The organism is Pseudomonas sp. MS15a(2019), assembly GCF_013277805.1.
In the GTDB taxonomy this organism is placed as follows: Bacteria; Pseudomonadota; Gammaproteobacteria; order Pseudomonadales; family Pseudomonadaceae; genus Chryseomonas; species Chryseomonas benzopyrenica.
The window spans coordinates 194,012-212,000 of the sequence record NZ_VBTN01000002.1 but is presented as its reverse complement, the minus strand read 5'-3'; the positions used below and the strand labels follow the sequence as shown (position 1 = coordinate 212,000).

16 protein-coding genes and 2 tRNA genes are annotated in these 17,989 nt (G+C 64.5%); 16 read left to right on the top strand and 2 right to left on the bottom strand.

Translation table 11 applies throughout. From position 1 onward, the window contains the following. Nucleotides 1-27: 27 nt before the first annotated feature. The 7 genes from miaA to FEZ61_RS03175 all read left to right on the top strand — a co-directional run bounded on the left by miaA (nt 28) and on the right by FEZ61_RS03175 (nt 7,638). On the top strand, nt 28-1,008 hold the full coding sequence (gene miaA, locus FEZ61_RS03205; protein ID WP_064307630.1) for a tRNA (adenosine(37)-N6)-dimethylallyltransferase MiaA: 981 nt from the start codon (nt 28-30) through the stop codon (nt 1,006-1,008). Nucleotides 1,009-1,095: 87 nt separating this feature from the next. Beyond that, a complete protein-coding gene (gene hfq, locus FEZ61_RS03200) occupies nt 1,096-1,341 on the top strand; it encodes an RNA chaperone Hfq (protein ID WP_007161156.1) in 246 nt (81 codons plus the stop codon). A gap of 20 nt (nt 1,342-1,361) precedes the next feature. Further along, nucleotides 1,362-2,666 carry a ribosome rescue GTPase HflX gene (gene hflX / locus FEZ61_RS03195; RefSeq protein ID WP_017642908.1) on the top strand — a complete coding sequence of 435 codons (1,305 nt, stop codon included), beginning with the start codon at nt 1,362-1,364 and terminating at the stop codon, nt 2,664-2,666. Between the two features lie 98 nt (nt 2,667-2,764). Then, nucleotides 2,765-3,952, top strand: a complete 1,188-nt coding sequence (gene hflK, locus FEZ61_RS03190; RefSeq protein ID WP_017642909.1) for an FtsH protease activity modulator HflK — start codon at nt 2,765-2,767, stop codon at nt 3,950-3,952. After that, a complete protein-coding gene (gene hflC / locus FEZ61_RS03185) occupies nt 3,952-4,821 on the top strand; it encodes a protease modulator HflC (RefSeq protein ID WP_017642910.1) in 870 nt (289 codons plus the stop codon). The genes hflK and hflC overlap by 1 nt, the downstream gene beginning before the upstream one ends. Nucleotides 4,822-5,076: 255 nt before the next feature. Continuing rightward, on the top strand, nt 5,077-6,264 hold the full coding sequence (locus FEZ61_RS03180; RefSeq protein WP_173147213.1) for an ATP phosphoribosyltransferase regulatory subunit: 1,188 nt from the start codon (nt 5,077-5,079) through the stop codon (nt 6,262-6,264). A gap of 78 nt (nt 6,265-6,342) precedes the next feature. Further along, nucleotides 6,343-7,638, top strand: coding sequence for an adenylosuccinate synthase (locus tag FEZ61_RS03175; RefSeq protein ID WP_173147211.1), 1,296 nt, complete (start codon nt 6,343-6,345; stop codon nt 7,636-7,638). A 641-nt stretch (nt 7,639-8,279) separates the two neighbouring features. Here FEZ61_RS03175 and FEZ61_RS03170 read toward each other — a convergent pair. Then, nucleotides 8,280-8,366, bottom strand: a tRNA-Leu gene (locus FEZ61_RS03170). A 112-nt stretch (nt 8,367-8,478) separates the two neighbouring features. Continuing rightward, nucleotides 8,479-8,565, bottom strand: a tRNA-Leu gene (locus FEZ61_RS03165). A gap of 210 nt (nt 8,566-8,775) precedes the next feature. Here FEZ61_RS03165 and rnr point away from each other — a divergent pair. From rnr to FEZ61_RS03120, 9 genes are all read left to right on the top strand, one after another. Beyond that, nucleotides 8,776-11,904, top strand: a complete 3,129-nt coding sequence (gene rnr / locus FEZ61_RS03160) for a ribonuclease R (RefSeq protein WP_173147209.1) — start codon at nt 8,776-8,778, stop codon at nt 11,902-11,904. Continuing rightward, a complete protein-coding gene (gene rlmB, locus FEZ61_RS03155; protein ID WP_017642915.1) occupies nt 11,901-12,653 on the top strand; it encodes a 23S rRNA (guanosine(2251)-2'-O)-methyltransferase RlmB in 753 nt (250 codons plus the stop codon). The genes rnr and rlmB overlap by 4 nt, the downstream gene beginning before the upstream one ends. Nucleotides 12,654-12,783: 130 nt before the next feature. Continuing rightward, nucleotides 12,784-13,158, top strand: a complete 375-nt coding sequence (locus FEZ61_RS03150) for a response regulator (protein ID WP_007161147.1) — start codon at nt 12,784-12,786, stop codon at nt 13,156-13,158. 182 nt (nt 13,159-13,340) lie between these two features. After that, nucleotides 13,341-13,757, top strand: a complete 417-nt coding sequence (gene rpsF, locus FEZ61_RS03145; RefSeq protein ID WP_007161146.1) for a 30S ribosomal protein S6 — start codon at nt 13,341-13,343, stop codon at nt 13,755-13,757. Nucleotides 13,758-13,783: 26 nt separating this feature from the next. Then, nucleotides 13,784-14,014: a 30S ribosomal protein S18 gene (rpsR, locus tag FEZ61_RS03140; RefSeq protein WP_007161145.1), complete on the top strand. Its 231-nt coding sequence runs from the start codon at nt 13,784-13,786 to the stop codon at nt 14,012-14,014. A gap of 35 nt (nt 14,015-14,049) precedes the next feature. Then, nucleotides 14,050-14,940 (top strand): hypothetical protein, encoded by an 891-nt coding sequence (locus tag FEZ61_RS03135; protein WP_068383218.1) that lies wholly within the window; start codon nt 14,050-14,052, stop codon nt 14,938-14,940. Between the two features lie 20 nt (nt 14,941-14,960). Further along, a complete protein-coding gene (rplI, locus tag FEZ61_RS03130; protein ID WP_017642918.1) occupies nt 14,961-15,407 on the top strand; it encodes a 50S ribosomal protein L9 in 447 nt (148 codons plus the stop codon). Between the two features lie 149 nt (nt 15,408-15,556). After that, entirely contained in the window at nt 15,557-16,951 is a 1,395-nt protein-coding gene (dnaB, locus tag FEZ61_RS03125) for a replicative DNA helicase (RefSeq protein WP_017642919.1), read from the top strand. Further along, entirely contained in the window at nt 16,951-17,967 is a 1,017-nt protein-coding gene (locus FEZ61_RS03120) for a D-alanine--D-alanine ligase (protein WP_064307634.1), read from the top strand. Before dnaB ends, FEZ61_RS03120 begins: the two co-directional genes overlap by 1 nt. Nucleotides 17,968-17,989: the final 22 nt, after the last annotated feature.

Sequence of the window (17,989 nt, the reverse complement as noted above, 5' to 3'; positions counted from 1 at the left end):
CTGCGCGGCGTCCTCCGAGAATCCTCAATGACCGCCCCCCTGCCGCCCGCCATCTTTCTCATGGGGCCGACCGCCTCCGGCAAGACCGACCTCGCCATCGAACTGGCCCGGTTGCTGCCCATCGAGCTGATCAGCGTGGATTCGGCGCTCATCTACCGGGGTATGGACATAGGTACCGCCAAGCCCAGCGCCGAGGTGCTGGCTGCCCATCCGCACCGGCTGGTGGACATCCGCGACCCTGCCGAGAGCTATTCCGCCGCCGAATTTCGCACCGATGCCTTGGCGGCCATGGCCGAAATCACCGCCGCCGGGCGCATCCCGCTGCTGGTGGGCGGCACCATGCTCTATTTCAAGGCCCTGCTCGAAGGCCTGGCCGACATGCCCGGTGCCGATGCCGGGGTGCGCGCCGAGATCGAGGCACTGGCGGCCACGGCGGGCTGGGGCGAGATCCATCGGCAACTGGCCGAGGTCGATCCAGTGTCGGCGGCGCGCATCCATCCCAACGACCCCCAGCGCCTTCTGCGCGCCCTCGAGGTGTATCGCGTCAGCGGCCAGTCGATGACCGCGCATCGCGCGTTGCAAATGAGTGCCAATGCCGATTCGAACGGCGCGCCCCAGACGCAATTACCCTATACTGTCGCCCAATTGATCCTGGCGCCTGGTCGGCGTGAGGTGCTCCATGCGCGTATCGCCGAGCGCTTCGGTCTGATGCTGGAACAGGGCTTCATCGACGAAGTTTCAGCCTTGCGGGAACGTCCCGATCTGCATCCTGGTCTGCCGTCCATGCGATCCGTAGGCTATCGTCAGGTGTGGGAGTTCCTGGAAGGGGATTGCACGCGGGAAGAGATGGTGGCGCGTGGCGTTGCGGCGACGCGGCAATTGGCGAAGCGGCAGTTGACCTGGTTGCGTGGCTGGCCCGCCGCGCACACCTTCGACAGCCTGGCTTGTGACAATCTGCCACGGATCTTGAAATGCCTGGCCGGCGACTCCATATCGCCTCGCAGCTGAATCGTTTTTGTCCGCGTGTCCATGGTGGGCAGCGGAAACTGGCATGTCGCCAGATCAGTATTTTCATTTCTTTAGGAGAGCGACACGATGTCAAAAGGGCATTCGCTACAAGACCCTTACCTGAACACCCTGCGTAAAGAGCGCGTTCCGGTTTCCATCTATCTCGTCAACGGTATCAAGCTGCAGGGTCAGATCGAGTCCTTCGACCAGTTCGTGATCCTGCTCAAGAACACCGTCAGCCAGATGGTCTACAAGCATGCGATTTCCACCGTGGTGCCCAGCCGCCCGGTCCGTCTGCCTAGCTCCGAGACGAGCGAGTCGGATAGCGAATAAATAACAAGAGGAGCGCCCTGTTGTTCTTCGAGCGTCACGAAGGTGGTGAACGGGCCATTCTGGTCCATTTGGAAGGCCTGCATCCCGAGGCGCGCGAAGATCCTCAGGAGTTTCTCGAACTCGCGCGATCGGCGGGTGCGGAGACCGTGGCGTTCGTCACGGTGAACCGCAGCCAGCCGACGGCGCGTTATCTCATCGGTACCGGCAAGGTCGAGGAATTGCACGATCAGGTGCATGCTCATGCCGCCGATCTGGTCATCTTCAACCATGACCTCACGCCCAGTCAGGAACGCAACCTCGAAAAAGCCTTCGAGTGCCGCGTCCTGGATCGCACGGGCCTCATTCTCGACATCTTCGCCCAGCGTGCTCGCACCCACGAGGGCAAGCTGCAGGTGGAACTCGCCCAGCTCGAGCACATGAGCACCCGGCTGGTACGCGGCTGGACTCACCTCGAACGCCAGAAGGGCGGTATCGGTCTGCGCGGCCCGGGTGAAACCCAGCTGGAAACTGACCGTCGTCTCCTGCGGATCCGCATCCGCCAGATTCGCCAGCGCCTGGATAAGGTACGCAGCCAGCGCGAGCAGGCGCGGCGCGGTCGCCGGCGAGCCGAGATTCCTTCGGTGTCCCTGGTCGGTTACACCAACGCTGGCAAGTCCACCCTGTTCAACAGCCTCACCGAATCCGGCGTCTACGCCGCCAACCTGCTGTTCGCTACCCTCGATCCGACCCTGCGCCGTCTGGAGCTGCCGGATCTGGGGCCGATCGTGCTGGCCGATACCGTGGGCTTCATCCGCCATCTGCCGCACAAGCTGGTGGAGGCCTTCCGCGCGACCCTGGAGGAATCCAGCAACTCCGATCTGCTGCTGCACGTGATCGATGCCCACGAGGATGATCGCCAGCTGCAGATCGAGCAGGTCGAGGCGGTGCTGCACGAAATCGGCGCCGACGAGTTGCCGATGCTGGAGATCTACAACAAGCTCGATCTGCTCGACGGGGTCGAGCCGCATATCCAGCGCGACGACGAGACCGGGCGCCCGATTCGGGTCTGGGTGTCGGCACGCGAGGGGCGCGGTCTGGAGCTGGTCGGTCAGGCCGTGGCCGAATTGCTCGGCGAGGATCTTTTCGTCGGGGTGTTGCGGCTGCCCCAGCGGCACGCTCGGCTGCGGGCCCAGCTGTTCGAGCTGGGCGTGGTTCGCCAGGACGATCATGATGACGAAGGCAACATCCTGTTGTCTGTACGAGTACCCCGCGCCGAACTCAATCGACTGCTCAGCCGGGCCGGTGAAGAACCGGAAGTCTTTATCCAGCAACATGTTTTGCAATAAACCCCCGCTCGGCGCTTTTGTTCGGGCAGGGACCATCCGGTAGCATTGGTCGGCGCGCCATTTCGGCGCGTTTTCGCGTTATCAGTAGGGAGAGCGCTATGGCTTGGAACGAGCCCGGTGGCAACTCGAACAATCAAGACCCCTGGGGCGGCCGCAACAACAACGGTGGCGGCAATGGTGGACGCAAGGGGCCGCCGGATCTCGACGAAGCCTTGCGTAAGTTTCAGGACCGCATCAACCGCCTGGTCGGCGGCAAGAAGCGGTCCGGCGGCAGTGGCGGCGACAGCTTTGGCTCGGGTGGTGGCAAAGGTCTGCTGCTGCTGGGCGTATTGCTGGTCGGCGCTCTCTGGCTGTACAACGCCGTCTACGTCGTGGACGAGCAGGAGCAGGCGGTGGTGCTGCGCCTGGGCAAATACCATGAGACGGTAGGGCCCGGCCTGAACATCTACTTCCCGCCCTTCGAGACCAAGTATCAGGAAAACGTGACCCGTGAGCGGGCCTACAGCAAACAGGGCGCCATGCTGACCCAGGACGAGAACATCGTCGAGGTGCCGCTGACCGTCCAGTACCGCATCACCAACCTCAAGGACTTCGTCCTCAACGTCGACCAGCCCGAGGTCAGCCTGCAGCAGGCGACCGACAGCGCCGTGCGCCACGTGGCCGGCTCTTCGACCATGGACCAGTTGCTGACCGACGGCCGTGAGCAGGTCGCCACCAGCGTCCGCGAGCGGCTGCAGCGCTTCCTCGACACCTATGCGACCGGTATCACCGTGACCCAGGTGAACATCCAGAGCGCCTCGGCGCCGCGTGAGGTTCAGGAAGCCTTCGACGACGTGATCCGGGCTCGTGAAGACGAGCAGCGCGAGAAGAACCAGGCCGAAGCCTATGCCAACGGCGTGATCCCCGAGGCCCGCGGTGCTGCCCAGCGCATCATCGAGGAAGCCAACGGCTATCGCGACGAAGTCGTCGCCCGTGCCCAGGGTGATGCCTCGCGCTTCAGCCAGCTGGCGGTGCAGTACGCGGCCAATCCGCAGCTGACCCGTGAGCGTCTGTATATCGAGACGATGCAGGAAGTGCTTGGTCAGTCGAGCAAGATCATGGTCACCGGTCAGGCCGGCCAGAATCTGCTTTATCTGCCGCTCGACAAGCTGATGCAGAACCGTGCCCCGGCACCGACCTCGGCCATTAGCAGCGGTGCTGCCCCGGCGGCGTCGAGCGACACGGCCGCTTCGGTCATTCGCAATCTGCCGCAGTCCACCGAGCCGCGTACCAGGGAGAGCCGCTGATGAGCAATAAATCGCTGGCCGCGCTGATCGTCGTGGTCGTTCTGGGCCTCGCCGCCTGGAGCAGTCTGTTCGTGGTGAAGGAGACCGAGCGGGCGGTGATGCTGCGCTTCGGTCGTGTGGTCGAGCCCAATCTGGAGCCCGGCCTGCACTTCAAGATTCCCTACGTCAACCGGGTGCGCAAATTCGATGCCCGCCTGCAGACGCTGGATACCCCGACGCAGCGCTTCCTGACCCTGGAAAAGAAGGCGGTGATGGTGGATGCCTACGCCAAGTGGCGCATCTTCAATGCCGATCGCTACTACACCGCGACTTCGGGCCTCAAGCAGATCGCCGACGAGCGCCTGCTGCGTCGCCTGGAAGCAGGACTGCGTGACCAGTTCGGTCGTCGCACCCTGCATGAGGTGGTCTCCGGTGAGCGGGATGCCATGGTCGGTTCGCTGACCGCGGCCCTGAACAAGATGGCCAACCAGGAGCTGGGCATCGAGGTGCTGGACGTGCGCGTCAAGGCCATCGACCTGCCCAAGGAAGTCAGCCGCAGCGTCTATGAGCGGATGAGCACCGAGCGCGAGCGGGAAGCCCGCGAGCATCGTGCCAAGGGTCGCGAACTGGCCGAAGGCATCCGTGCCGACGCTGATCGTCAGCGCCGCGTGCTGCTGGCCGAAGCCTATCGCCAGGCCGAACAGGCCCGCGGTGAAGGTGATGCCCAGGCGGCCCAGGTGTATTCCCAGGCCTACTCGAAGAATCCGTCGTTCTTCTCCTTCTATCGCAGCCTGCAGGCCTATCGCTCCAGCTTCTCCAGCAAGAGCGATGTCCTGGTGCTGGATCCGAAGAGCGATTTCTTCAAGTATTTCCAGAGCCCCGGGCAGTGAGTTCAGGGATGAACGGCGCCTAGGCTTCGCTCGTCGTTCATCCCCGATCGCCGATTTTTTCGTGTTATCATGAATCAGCCGGGGCCATCCCCGGCTTTTTTGCGTCCGTACGAAACCCGTGGAAGGGCGACGCCCTGGCTGATCCGGGTAGCAATCCACGGCAGAGCGGCTTGATCCGGCGGCAGGATTCTCCAGGAGTCCACTGCGCCGACCTCGGCAGCCGCGTGCCGATCCATGACATGGAGAAGAGGCCTAATGGCTACGGTAGACCGCTGGCTGCTGCCTGACGGTATCGAGGAAATCCTGCCGCCCGACGCGGCGCGCATCGAAGGCGCTCGGCGTCGGGTGCTGGAACTGTTCCATTGCTGGGGCTACGAGTTCGTTATCACCCCGCACCTGGAATTCCTGGAATCGCTGCTCACCGGCGCAGCCAAGGAGCTGGAGCTGCGCACCTTCAAGGTGACCGATCCCAATTCCGGTCGCCTAATGGGCTTCCGCTCCGATATCACGCCCCAGGTGGCGCGCATGGAGGCCCATAGCCTCAAGCAGCGCGGTCCGAGCCGGCTGTGCTATGCCGGCAGCGTGCTGCATACCCGTCCCCGTGCCCTGTCCACCTCGCGCAGCCCGATCCAGGTCGGCGCCGAGCTCTATGGCGTGCCCGGCAGCGAAGGGGATCTGGAAGTCATCAGCCTGATGCTCGATGTGCTCGAGCAGGCCCAAGTGCCCGACGTCCACATGGATCTGGGACACGTGGGCATCTATCGCGGCCTGTGCCAGGCAGCCGGTGTCTCCGGCGCCAGCGAGCAGCAGCTGTTCGATGCCCTGCAGCGCAAGGCGGTCGACGAGATCGCCGAGCTGACCGCCGACCTGCCGGTCGCCGAGTGTGGCTGGCTGCAGGCACTGGTCGAGCTCAGCGGCGATGCCGCGGTGCTCGACCAGGCCCGGCAGCGCCTGGCGGGTGCGCCCGCGGGCGTCCTGCAGGCGCTGGACGAGCTGATCGCCCTGGCCGAGTCGCTCAAGGGGCGTTTCCCGGGCGTGCCGCTGTATTTCGATCTGGGCGAGTTGCGGGGTTACCACTACCACACCGGGGTGGTCTTCGCCGCCTTTGTGCCGGGCAATGGGCAGTCCATCGCCCAGGGCGGTCGCTATGACAACATCGGCGCCGACTTCGGGCGTTCGCGTCCTGCCACTGGTTTTTCCACCGATCTGAAGACCCTCGTCGAGCTGGGCACCGCCGTGCTCGACGAGCCGCGCCGCGGCATCTGGGCGCCGGCTGGCCATGCCCCGGTGCTCTGGCAAGCCGTGCGCGAATTGCGTGCCGCAGGCGAACGGGTGGTCCAGGCCACCGGTCATGACGATGCGGACCAGTTGCACAGCTCGGGTTGCGATCGCCGGCTGATCGAGCGGCAGGGCGCCTGGGTTGTGGTGCCCTTGAATTCCTAAACACCGGATCTGGCATCCGGGTGAACGTGAGCATCGTCGGCCTGGCCGACAGAAATCTTCCTGACAGGGGATAAGGTTATGGGTAAGAACGTCGTCGTCCTGGGCACCCAGTGGGGTGATGAGGGCAAGGGCAAGATCGTGGACCTGCTGACCGACCAGGCCGCTGCCGTGGTGCGTTATCAGGGCGGTCACAACGCCGGCCACACACTGGTCATCGATGGCCAGAAGACCATCCTGCGGCTGATTCCCTCGGGCATCCTGCGCGCCGACACCCAGTGCCTGATCGGCAATGGCGTGGTGCTCTCGCCGGAAGCCCTGTTCAAGGAAGTCGGTGAGCTGGAAGCCCGTGGCGTACCGGTGCGCGAGCGTCTGCGCATCAGCTCGGCCTGCTCGCTGATCCTGCCCTATCACGTGGCCCTGGATCAGGCTCGCGAGAAGGCCCGCGGCGAAGCCAAGATCGGCACCACCGGGCGCGGCATCGGCCCGGCCTACGAAGACAAGATCGCCCGTCGCGGTCTGCGCGTCGGCGACCTGTTCCACCCGGAGCGTTTCGCCATCAAGCTCAAGGAAGTGCTGGACTACCACAACTTCGTCCTGCAGAACTACTTCAACGAGCCGCCGGTGGATTTCCAGAAGACCTACGACGAGGCGATGGAGCACGCCAAGGTCATGCAGCCGCTGGTCATGGACGTCGTCAGCCGTCTGCACGAGCTGCGCAAGGCCGGTGAGAACCTGATGTTCGAAGGCGCCCAGGGCACCCTGCTGGACATCGACCACGGCACCTATCCTTTCGTCACCAGTTCCAACACCACCGCCGGTGGCGTGGCGACCGGTTCCGGCGTGGGCCCGCTGTACCTGGACTACATTCTCGGCATCACCAAGGCCTACACCACCCGCGTCGGCTCCGGTCCCTTCCCGACCGAACTGTTCGACGAGACCGGTGCCTACCTGGCCAAGCAGGGGCATGAATTCGGTTCCGTCACCGGTCGTCCGCGCCGTTGTGGCTGGTTCGACGCCGTCATCCTGCGTCGCTCCATCGAGATCAACAGCATTTCCGGCCTGTGCCTGACCAAGCTGGACGTGCTCGATGGCCTGGAAACCGTGCGTATCTGCACCGGCTACAAGGACGCTGCCGGCAACCTGCTGACCGAGGCGCCCACCGACGCCGACAGCTACAACGGTCTGCAGCCGGTCTACGAAGACATGCCGGGCTGGAGCGAATCCACCGTGGGCGCCCAGAGCCTCGAGGCACTGCCGGCCAATGCCCAGGCCTACATCCGCCGCATCGCCGAGCTGGTCGAGGCGCCGATCGACATCGTCTCGACCGGTCCGGATCGCAAGGAAACCATCGTGCTGCGTCATCCTTTCGCCTGATGCGCTAAAAGGATGCAGCCGGAAAAGCCCCGCCCCGCGGGGCTTTTCGCTTTCCAGGGGTTGAGGAGAGGCACTTGGGTGCTCAGGGGCGGTCGCTGTTCCGAAATGGCCAGCTTATCGCTATGACCTTCTACCGCTGTGGTCCGCTCGTCATGAGTTGCCGATAGCCTTCGCCACTGAATACCCCTGGTCGTTTCTCCTGTCGCTGCTGCGCAGTCGCCTGCCGCTGCCGGTATCCATCCGTCTGCTGCCCGTGGTCGTCATCCGGGTAGTTCTGGCGCTGTGGCTAATCTCTGATGCCGTGAGAGATTGCAAGGAAGTGTGGCCGAGCGTCGGTCGGGAAAGTCCGAACGCCAGACCTGTCCTTGCGACGGGCTGGAGGCGATGTGGATGATGGTCTCGACGAAGCTGGCAGGGCAGAGCCTGGCCGCGCCGCTGGCCGGTGTCGCGTCCAGGGCGATTCAGGGGCTCTTCGTGGCCCTCCAGGAGGCCCAGGGCTAGCGGAGCGGATTGCCCAGTTACGCAGCAGTCTGGGGCGGTTCAAGGGGTAGGGGAGGGGGTCGCATCTTTTCGCGGGCAAGAAAAAACCGGCCGAAGCCGGTTTTTCCGTTGCGTCCGATCAGGGATCGTCCGCTTGGTATTGGTGCCCAGGAGAAGACTCGAACTTCCACGGTGTTGCCACCGCTAGGACCTGAACCTAGTGCGTCTACCAATTCCGCCACCTGGGCCTGCAGTGCGACTTCTGATCGCTTCCCGTCATCCTTGCGGATTTCAGGATTAAAAAACCGGCTAGCGCCGGCTTTTCGTCGACCGATCTGCAAATCGATCGACTATAATGAGTGGTGCCCAGGAGAAGACTCGAACTTCCACGGTGTTGCCACCGCTAGGACCTGAACCTAGTGCGTCTACCAATTCCGCCACCTGGGCACTCAAGGCGATGATTGCTCATCTCCGGCGTCGCGATTGCTCACGGCGTCGTGGGGCGGCACTTTACTCAGGGGGCGTTTGCTTGTAAACCCCTGCTGTGAAAAATATTTTTATTGAGCATGCCAGGCTAACTATTGCGCGGTTTTCACGTTTCAATAGGCTTTATGGCAGTTCCTACCGAACCCAGACTTAGAAGGTAACCCCAGACTGATGGCCGATTGGCAATCCCTCGATCCCGAGGCCGCCCGGGAAGCGGAAAAGTACGATAACCCCATTCCGAGTCGCGAACTCATTCTGGCTCATCTCGCCGATCGCGGCGCTCCGGCCACACGGCCCCAGCTGGCCGAGGAATTTGGCCTGGTCACCGAAGACCAACTTGAAGCCCTGCGGCGGCGCATGCGCGCCATGGAGCGCGACGGCCAGGTGATCTATACCCGCCGCGGCGCCTATGCCCCTATCGACAAGCTGGATCTGGTGCGCGGTCGCATCGCCGGTCATCGCGATGGCTTCGGCTTCCTGATCCCCGACGACGGCAGCGACGATCTCTTCCTCAGCCCGGCGCAGATGCGCCTGGTGTTCGACGGCGACATCGCCCTGGCGCGGGTCGCCGGCCATGATCGGCGCGGTCGTCGCGAAGGCGGCCTGGTCGAGGTGGTCACCCGGGCACACGAATCCCTGGTCGGGCGCTTCTTCCAGGAGAGCGGTCTGGCCTATGTGGTGCCGGACAATCCCAAGATCGGCCAGCAGGTGCTGGTGCCCGAGGGCAAGCACGGCGGCGCCGCCCACGGCCAGTTCGTGCAGGTGCGCATCGACGAATGGCCCACCACTTTCCGTCAGGCCCAGGGCGAAGTGGTCGAGATTCTCGGCGACTACATGGCGCCGGGCATGGAGATCGAGGTTGCCCTGCGCAGCTACGACATCCCCAACGAATGGCCCAAGGCCGTCGAGAAGGAAGCCGCCAAGCTCAAGCCCGAGGTGGAGGAAAAGGACAAGCAGAAGCGCATCGACCTGCGTCAGCTGCCCTTCGTGACCATCGATGGCGAAGACGCCCGTGACTTCGACGATGCCGTCTATGCCGAAGCCAAGAAGTCCGGTGGCTGGCGGCTGTATGTCGCCATCGCCGACGTCTCCCACTACGTCAAGGTGGGTTCGGCACTGGATGCCGAAGCGGAAAAGCGCGGCAACTCGGTGTATTTCCCCGAGCGCGTGATCCCCATGCTGCCCGAGGCCCTCTCCAACGGCCTCTGCTCGCTCAATCCCCAGGTGGATCGCCTGGCCATGGTCTGCGAGATGACCATCGCCGGCTCCGGGCGCATGACCGGCTACCAGTTCTACGAAGCGGTCATCCACTCCCATGCGCGCCTGACCTACAACAAGGTCTCCACGGTGCTGGAGCAGCCCAAGTCGGCTGAAGGCAAGCAGTTGCGCAAGCAGCTCGGCGAGGTGGTGCCGCACCTGGAGCAGCTCTACAGCCTGTACAAGGTACTGCTGGCCGCCCGTCACGTTCGCGGCGCCATCGATTTCGAGACTCAGGACACGCGCATCGTCTTTGGCGCCGATCGCAAGATCTCCGAGATCCGCCCGACCCAGCGCAACGATGCCCACAAGCTGATCGAGGAATGCATGCTGTGCGCCAACGTGGCCACTGCCAAATTCCTCGAAAAGCACAAGGTGCCGGCGCTCTACCGGGTGCACGACGCTCCACCCCTGGAAAAGCAGACCAATCTGCGTCAGTTCCTCGGCGAGATGGGGCTGTCGCTGACCAAGGGCAAGGCCAATCCGGTGCCCTCGGACTACCAGGCGCTGCTGCAGCAGATCCGTGAGCGACCGGATTTCCGGCTGATCCAGACGGTGATGCTCAGGTCCCTGAGCCAGGCGGTCTACAGTCCGGACAACAACGGTCACTTCGGTCTCAACTACGAGGCCTATACCCACTTCACCTCGCCGATCCGCCGTTATCCGGATCTGCTGGTGCATCGGGCGATCCGCAGCGTCATCCGCTCCAAGCTGGAGACCAAGCACGTCAAGCGCGCAGGCGCCACGAGTATGGCCAAGGCGCGCATCTATCCCTATGACGAACTGCGCCTGGATCAGCTCGGCGAGCAGTGCTCCATGACCGAGCGCCGCGCCGACGAAGCCACGCGGGATGTGTCCAACTGGCTCAAGTGCGAGTTCATGAAGGATCGCGTCGGCGAGACCTATGCCGGCGTCATCACCGCGGTGACCGGTTTCGGCCTGTTCGTCGAGTTGTCCGAAGTCTTCGTCGAGGGCCTGGTGCACGTCACCGCGCTGCCGGACGACTACTATCACTTCGACAGCGTTCATCATCGCCTCTCCGGCGAGCGCAGCGGTCGCAGCTATCGACTGGGCGATCCCCTCGAGGTGGTGGTGGCCCGGGTCGACCTGGACGAGCGCAAGATCGACTTCGTGCTGCCGGCCAGCGCCGGGGCGCCGCGTGTGCGGGAAGAGCGCGAGCCGCGTCAGAAGCGTGGCAACCGTCGCCGTGGTGCGCCAGCGCCAGCGCAGGAACCAAGCGCTCTTCCGGTCGCCGAGACCGCGACTGAGACCGCTTCGCCGGAGCCAGAGCGTGAGCCCCGTCGCTCGCGTAACGGTCGTCGTCGCGGTACGCCGGCGCCAGTACAGGAACCAAGCGCTCTTCCGGAGGCCGAGACCGCCACTGAGGCCGTCTCGCCGGAGCCGGAGCGTGAGCCCCGCCGTTCGCGTAATGGTCGTCGTCGTGATGCGCCGACGCAGGAGCAGGGTGTTGCCGCAACGGTCGAGGCAGCGCCTGCGAGCGTTTCGCCAGAACCGGAGTCTGAGCCGCGTCGCTCGCGGAGCGAGCGTCGGCGCGCGACCTCCTCGGCGCAACAGCAGAACGCCAGTACGCCTATGCCAGCTTCGGTTGAGGCGACTCCGTCGAAATCGTCCAGGCAGGACGATCAGTTGCTCGGTAATACCGACGTCAGACGTAGTCGCGCGGTAAAGCAGGCCCTGCTGGCCGAAGCCAAGGTCGAGGGCGGCAAGCCCAAAACCGTAGGCAAGGCCAATGGCAAAGCCAAGGGTAATACCGACAAGGGCAAGGCCAGCGACACGGCCAAGACGCGGACCGCGCCAGCCCGTCAGGGTAAGGGGGCGGCTGCCGAAGGTGCCGCGGCGGTGGATGCCAGGGTCAAGAAGGCCAAGGCTGCAGGTGCCAAGAAGAAATCGGCAGGCAAGCCCAAGACCGAAGACCAGGCCAAGGCCAAGGCTGCAGCCAAGACCAAGACCAAGACCAAGACCAAGGCCAAGGCGAAGAAGCCCCATCGCAAGGGTCAGTCGCGCCCCAAGGATGACGCATGAGCCAGTTGGAAACCGTCTACGGTATCCACGCCGTGGAAGCGCTGTTGCGCTTCCATCCGCGGCGGGTGAAGCAGCTCTGGATCGCCGAAGGACGGCGTGAGCCGCGGGTCGAGGCCCTGCTGGAGCTGGCCGCTGGTCAACGCCTGGCGGTGGAAACCAAGCCGCGGGCACTGCTCGACGAACTGGCCGAGGGCGTCCACCAGGGCGTGGTGGCCCAGGTCAGTCCGAGCCAGGTCTGGGGCGAGGCCATGCTCGAGGAGTTGCTCGATCGGGCCGAAGGTCCGCCGCTGCTGCTGGTGCTCGATGGTGTCACCGATCCGCACAACCTCGGCGCCTGCCTGCGTAGCGCCGATGCCGCCGGGGCCCTGGCGGTAATCGTGCCCAAGGACAAGTCGGCCACCCTGACCGCGGTGGTGCGCAAGGTGGCCTGCGGCGCCGCCGAGGTGCTGCCGCTGGTGGCCGTCACCAACCTGGCGCGGACCCTGGAAAAGCTGCAGAAGCGCGGGCTGTGGATCGTCGGTACCGCCGGTGAGGCGACCCAGGAGATCTATGACGTCGACATGAGCGGCCCGACCGTGATGGTCATGGGCGCCGAGGGCAAGGGCATGCGCCGGCTGACCCGCGAGCATTGCGATCATCTGGCCCGCCTGCCCATGGCCGGCAGCGTCAGCAGTCTCAATGTCTCGGTAGCGACTGGCGTCTGCCTGTTCGAGGCCGTGCGTCAAAGACGCGCCTCTGCGTCCAGATAGACTGCCCCAGGAAACGTCTGGGTACCGACCTGGCGCGTATCGCACTATACGAATCGCGCTGCAGTGCGCAAAATACCGGCCTCGCTCTGGGAAAGCCCGGGGCGAGACCTGTCAACAAGAGGATGCCCGCGTGAGTCAGGAGATCCAAGAGCCGGTAGGCTTGCGAGTGCTGCTCGTCGAAGACGATGCCACGCTGCGCATGCTGACCACCGAAGTCATCGAGGAGCTGGACCATCAGGTCACGGCCGTCGCCTCGGCGGAGGCTGCCCTCGAGTTGCTGCCGCAACGCGAGCACGATGTGCTGTTCACCGATATCGGGCTGGGCGGCATGTCCGGGATCGAGTTGACCCGGCGTGCCCTGGCGATGGATCCGACGCTGCGCATCGTCGTCGCCTCGGGTTATGCCTTCGAGCGCGAGCCCGGCATGGAGGCGCGGGTCGGGGTGCTGATCAAGCCCTATGACCTGAACAAGATCCGCCAAGCCCTGGCCGACGTGCAACGCTAAGTGCCTGTGGCTGCCCGGCGGTCGCGCCGGTCATGCCTGCGGTTGCGCCCCTCGGCGCCCTTCTCTAGAATGTTGCCCCTTGCCCGGAGTGCGTCCGCATTCCGCTGGGCAAGTCATCCGAACTATTCACTCCTTGTCTGACCGCGTTTCCGCGGCAGGCTGCAACCCGTAAGGAGCATTAAATGCGTCATTACGAAGTCGTGTTCCTGGTTCATCCGGACCAGAGCGAACAGGTGGGCGGCATGGTCGAGCGCTACACCAAGGCTATCGAAGAAGACGGTGGCAAAGTCCATCGCCTGGAAGACTGGGGCCGTCGTCAGCTGGCTTATGCCATCGACAACGTTCACAAGGCTCACTATGTACTCATGAACATCGAGTGCAGCGCCAAGGCCCTGGCCGAGCTGGAAGACAACTTCCGCTACAACGACGCCGTGATCCGCAACATGATCCTGCGCCGTGACGAGGCCGTCACCGGTCAATCCGAGATGCTCAAGGCCGAAGAAAACCGCAACGAGCGTCGCGAGCGTCGCGAGCGTCCTGCCGAGTCCGAGTCCGAGTCCGCCGAAGGCAACTCCGACGACGCCGACAGCGCCGAGTAATCTGGATCTAGCGAGGAATCATTGTCATGGCACGTTTCTTCCGTCGTCGTAAGTTCTGCCGTTTCACCGCCGAAGGCGTGAAAGAGATCGACTACAAGGATCTCAACACCCTGAAGGCCTACGTCTCCGAAACCGGCAAGATCGTCCCGAGCCGTATCACTGGCACCAAGGCCAAGTACCAGCGTCAGCTGGGCACCGCCATCAAGCGTGCCCGTTACCTGGCCCTGCTGCCCTACACCGACAGCCACGGTCGTTGATCGACGCCTGATCACGGATAACGGATAAACACGGCATGCGGCCTCTGGCTGAGTTCATCATGCGCGGCCGCACCCAAGCCACTCTCGTGGTGGTACTGGGTGCAGTCGTGCCGCTGCTGTACTGGATGACCGCTGCCGGTGGCAGCCTGGTGCTGTTGCGCCGGGGACCCGCCGCGGCGGCCGGGGTGCTGGTCTGGGCCCTGCTGCCGGCGCTGTTCTGGCTGTATCTGGGAGATGCCAGCATCGTGCTGGTGATGCTGGGTTCGACGCTGCTGGCGGCACTACTGCGCCAGAGCCGATCCTGGACATGGGTGCTGTTGGCCAGTGTCCCGCTGGGGTTGGTCTTCGCCCTGGTGCTGGGTCAGGTCTATGCCGAGGGCATCGCGCAGCTGGCGGAGGAAATCCGTCGGTTGTTGCCCCAGGTGTTGGGCCCGAGCGCGGCGCAGTTGCCGCCGGAAAAGCAGGCGCAGTTGCAGCAGTTGCTGCTGCCCGTGCTGACCGGCCTGATGGCGGCGTTCTTCCAGATCACCTGCCTGCTGTGCCTGATGCTCGGGCGCTACTGGCAGGCTGCGCTGTACAACCCCCAGGGGTTCGGTCGCGAATTTCGCGCCCTGCGTCTGCGTCCAGCCATCGCGCTCGGCCTCCTGGCCCTGCTGGTGCTGGCGCCGAACCTGGGCAGTGGGCTTGGCCTGCTGACCCCGCTGTGCAGCGTGCCGCTGGCCTTTGCCGGCATCGCCCTGCTACACGGGCTGGTGGCGGCCAAGCGCCTGGCAGGATTCTGGCTGGTGGGGCTGTACGTGACGCTGCTGCTGTTTGGGCAGCTGATCTATCCGTTGTTGGTGATTCTGGCTGTGATCGATAGCGTGTTCGATTTCCGTGGGCGGTCCGCGCAAGAGCCGCAGGGGCCCGCGGACGGTGAAGGTTAAAAGTTAAGAGGAAAGACTCAATGGATGTCATCCTGCTGGAAAAGATCGCCAACCTGGGCAACCTGGGCGACAAAGTGAACGTCAAGGGCGGTTACGCCCGTAACTTCCTGCTGCCGCAGGGCAAGGCCACCGCAGCCACCGCTGCCAACGTCGAGGCTTTCGAAGCTCGTCGTGCCGAGCTCGAGAAGCAGGCTGCCGAGAAGAAGGCCGAGGCTGATGCCCGTGCCGCCAAGCTGGCTGAACTGACCGTAACCATCGCCGCCAACTCCGGCGACGAAGGCAAGCTGTTCGGTTCCATCGGCACCCGCGACATCGCCGAAGCCGTCAGCGCCGCTGGCGTCGAGCTGGACAAGAGCGAAGTTCGCCTGCCCAACGGCGCGCTGCGCAGTGTTGGCGAATACGACGTCGAAGTGCACCTGCACACCGACGTCGAAGCTACGGTCAAGGTCGTCGTCGTCGCTGAATAAGCGCGCCGTCGCCTGACTGGCGGACTTGCGCCCCGGCGCCGGTCTGTCGACAATCGGGCACGTCATTGCCAAGGCAGTGACGTGCCCTTTGTCTTTTCTGCCCTATCGAAAATCATTTCGCCGCCCGCAATGGGGCCCAAGACCTGCGCATGAACGAGATTTCCCTGCCCGAGCAGTACGATCTGCAGACCGCTGCCCTCAAGGTCCCGCCGCACTCCATCGAGGCCGAGCAGGCCGTGCTGGGTGGTCTGATGCTGGACAACAATGCCTGGGAGCGCGTGCTCGATCAGGTGTCCGATGGCGACTTCTATCGTCACGATCACAGACTCATTTTCCGCGCCGTGGCCCGTCTGGCCGAGCGCAATCAGCCGTTCGACGTGGTAACCCTGTCCGAACAGCTGGACAATGAAGGCCAGCTGCCCCAGGTGGGCGGACTGGCCTATCTGGCCGAGCTGGCCAAGAACACCCCCTCGGTGGCCAACATCAAGGCCTATGCGCAGATCGTGCGCGAGCGGGCCACCCTGCGTCAGTTGATCGGTATCAGTGCCGACATCGCCGACAGCGCCTACAACCCGGAAGGGCGTGGGGCCAACGAGCTGCTCGACGAAGCCGAACGCAAGATCTTCGAGATCGCCGAGGCGCGGCCGAAATCCGGCGGTCCGATCGGGGTCAACGACATCCTGACCAAGGCCATCGACCGCATCGATACCCTGTTCAACTCCAGCGACGCCATCACCGGGGTCTCCACCGGTTTCGCCGACCTGGACGAAAAGACCAGCGGCCTGCAGCCGGCGGACCTGATCATCGTTGCCGGCCGCCCGTCGATGGGCAAGACCACCTTCGCCATGAACCTGGTGGAGAACGCGGTGCTGCGCACCGACAAGGCGGTGCTGGTGTTCTCCCTGGAGATGCCCGCCGACTCCATCGTGCTGCGGATGCTCTCGTCCCTCGGTCGCATCGACCAGACCAAGGTGCGTTCCGGCAAGCTGGACGATGACGACTGGCCGCGCCTGACCTCGGCGGTCAACCTGCTCAACGACCGCAAGTTGTTCATCGACGATACCGCCGGCATCAGTCCTTCGGAAATGCGCGCCCGGACCCGGCGCCTGGTGCGCGAGCACGGCGACCTGGCGTTGATCATGGTGGACTACCTGCAGCTGATGCAGATCGGTGGCAGCAGCGGCGAGAACCGCACCAACGAGATCTCCGAGATCTCCCGCTCGCTCAAGGGCCTGGCCAAGGAATTCAATTGCCCGGTGGTGGCGCTCTCCCAGCTCAACCGCTCGCTGGAGCAGCGGCCGAACAAGCGGCCGGTGAACTCCGACCTGCGTGAATCGGGCGCCATCGAGCAGGACGCCGACGTCATCATGTTCGTCTACCGGGACGAGGTGTATCACCCGGAGACCGAGTACAAGGGCGTGGCGGAAATCATCATCGGCAAGCAGCGTAACGGGCCGATCGGCACCACGCGACTGGCCTTCATCGGTAAATACACCCGGTTCGAGAATCTCGCGCCCGGCAGCTACGTTTTCGAGGACGAATGATGGTCAAGGACAAGCTGAAGATCGCGGTCCTGCTCGGTGGCACCAGCGAAGAACGCGACGTGTCCATCGCCAGCGGTGCCCAGGTGGTGGCGGCCCTGCGCCGGCGCGGGCACCAGGTGGTGACCGTGGACACCGCCCTGGGCCTGCTCGACGAAGACGCCGAGCGCGCGCTGCTGGAAGCCCGCGTCGGCCTCGAACCGCCGGAGCGGACCGCCCTGGTGCGGATGCGCGGCCAGGATGCCGGTGCGGTGCTCAGCCGCGCCCAGCTGGGCGACCAGGATCTGCTGTTCCTCGCCCTGCATGGCGGGACCGGCGAGAACGGCACCCTGCAGACCCTGCTCGACTTGGCCGAGCTGCGCTACACCGGCAGCGGCCGGGTGGGCAGCGCCGTGGCCATGGACAAGGATCTCAGCAAGCGGCTGTTCCGTGCTGCCGGGGTGCCCACCGCCGACTGGCTGATGGCGCCCGCGGACGCCGCGACCGTAGCCGCGACGCTGGGCTTTCCGGTGATCGTCAAACCCAGCCAGCAGGGCTCCACCGTGGGTCTGAGCAAGGTCAGCCGCGCCGAGGACCTGCAACCGGCCATCGAACTGGCGCTGCGCTACGACCGCGAGGTGATGATCGAGCGCTTCGTTGCCGGTCGTGAGCTGACCGTTGGGGTGCTGGGTGACCAGCCACTGGCGGTGGGCGAGATCGTCCTTGGCCAGAGCGGCGTGTTCGACTACACCAGCAAGTACCAGCCCAAGGGCGCGGTGGAAGTGTTTCCGGCCGAGGTCTCGACCGAGATCGCCGAGGAAGCGCGGCGGCTGGCCCTGGCCGCGCATCGGGCGCTCAAGCTCGACGGCTACAGCCGCGCCGACTTCCGCCTGGACGCCGAGGGGCGGCTCTGGTGCCTGGAGGTCAACACCCTGCCGGGCATGACCGCTACCAGTTTGCTACCGCAATCGGCGGCAGCTATGGGCATCGACTTCGACGAACTCTGCGAGCGGATCTGCCAGCTGGCCCTGCAAGACTGACCGCTACGCAGCCGGCGCCGCT

Coding starts and splice junctions, on each gene's coding strand:
- miaA (WP_064307630.1), top strand. CDS start 28: ATGACCGCCCCCCTGCCGCCCGCCATCTTTCTCATGGGGCCGACCGCC.
- hfq (WP_007161156.1), top strand. CDS start 1,096: ATGTCAAAAGGGCATTCGCTACAAGACCCTTACCTGAACACCCTGCGT.
- hflK (WP_017642909.1), top strand. CDS start 2,765: ATGGCTTGGAACGAGCCCGGTGGCAACTCGAACAATCAAGACCCCTGG.
- hflC (WP_017642910.1), top strand. CDS start 3,952: ATGAGCAATAAATCGCTGGCCGCGCTGATCGTCGTGGTCGTTCTGGGC.
- FEZ61_RS03180 (WP_173147213.1), top strand. CDS start 5,077: ATGGCTACGGTAGACCGCTGGCTGCTGCCTGACGGTATCGAGGAAATC.
- FEZ61_RS03175 (WP_173147211.1), top strand. CDS start 6,343: ATGGGTAAGAACGTCGTCGTCCTGGGCACCCAGTGGGGTGATGAGGGC.
- rnr (WP_173147209.1), top strand. CDS start 8,776: ATGGCCGATTGGCAATCCCTCGATCCCGAGGCCGCCCGGGAAGCGGAA.
- rlmB (WP_017642915.1), top strand. CDS start 11,901: ATGAGCCAGTTGGAAACCGTCTACGGTATCCACGCCGTGGAAGCGCTG.
- rpsF (WP_007161146.1), top strand. CDS start 13,341: ATGCGTCATTACGAAGTCGTGTTCCTGGTTCATCCGGACCAGAGCGAA.
- rpsR (WP_007161145.1), top strand. CDS start 13,784: ATGGCACGTTTCTTCCGTCGTCGTAAGTTCTGCCGTTTCACCGCCGAA.
- FEZ61_RS03135 (WP_068383218.1), top strand. CDS start 14,050: ATGCGGCCTCTGGCTGAGTTCATCATGCGCGGCCGCACCCAAGCCACT.
- rplI (WP_017642918.1), top strand. CDS start 14,961: ATGGATGTCATCCTGCTGGAAAAGATCGCCAACCTGGGCAACCTGGGC.
- dnaB (WP_017642919.1), top strand. CDS start 15,557: ATGAACGAGATTTCCCTGCCCGAGCAGTACGATCTGCAGACCGCTGCC.
- FEZ61_RS03120 (WP_064307634.1), top strand. CDS start 16,951: ATGGTCAAGGACAAGCTGAAGATCGCGGTCCTGCTCGGTGGCACCAGC.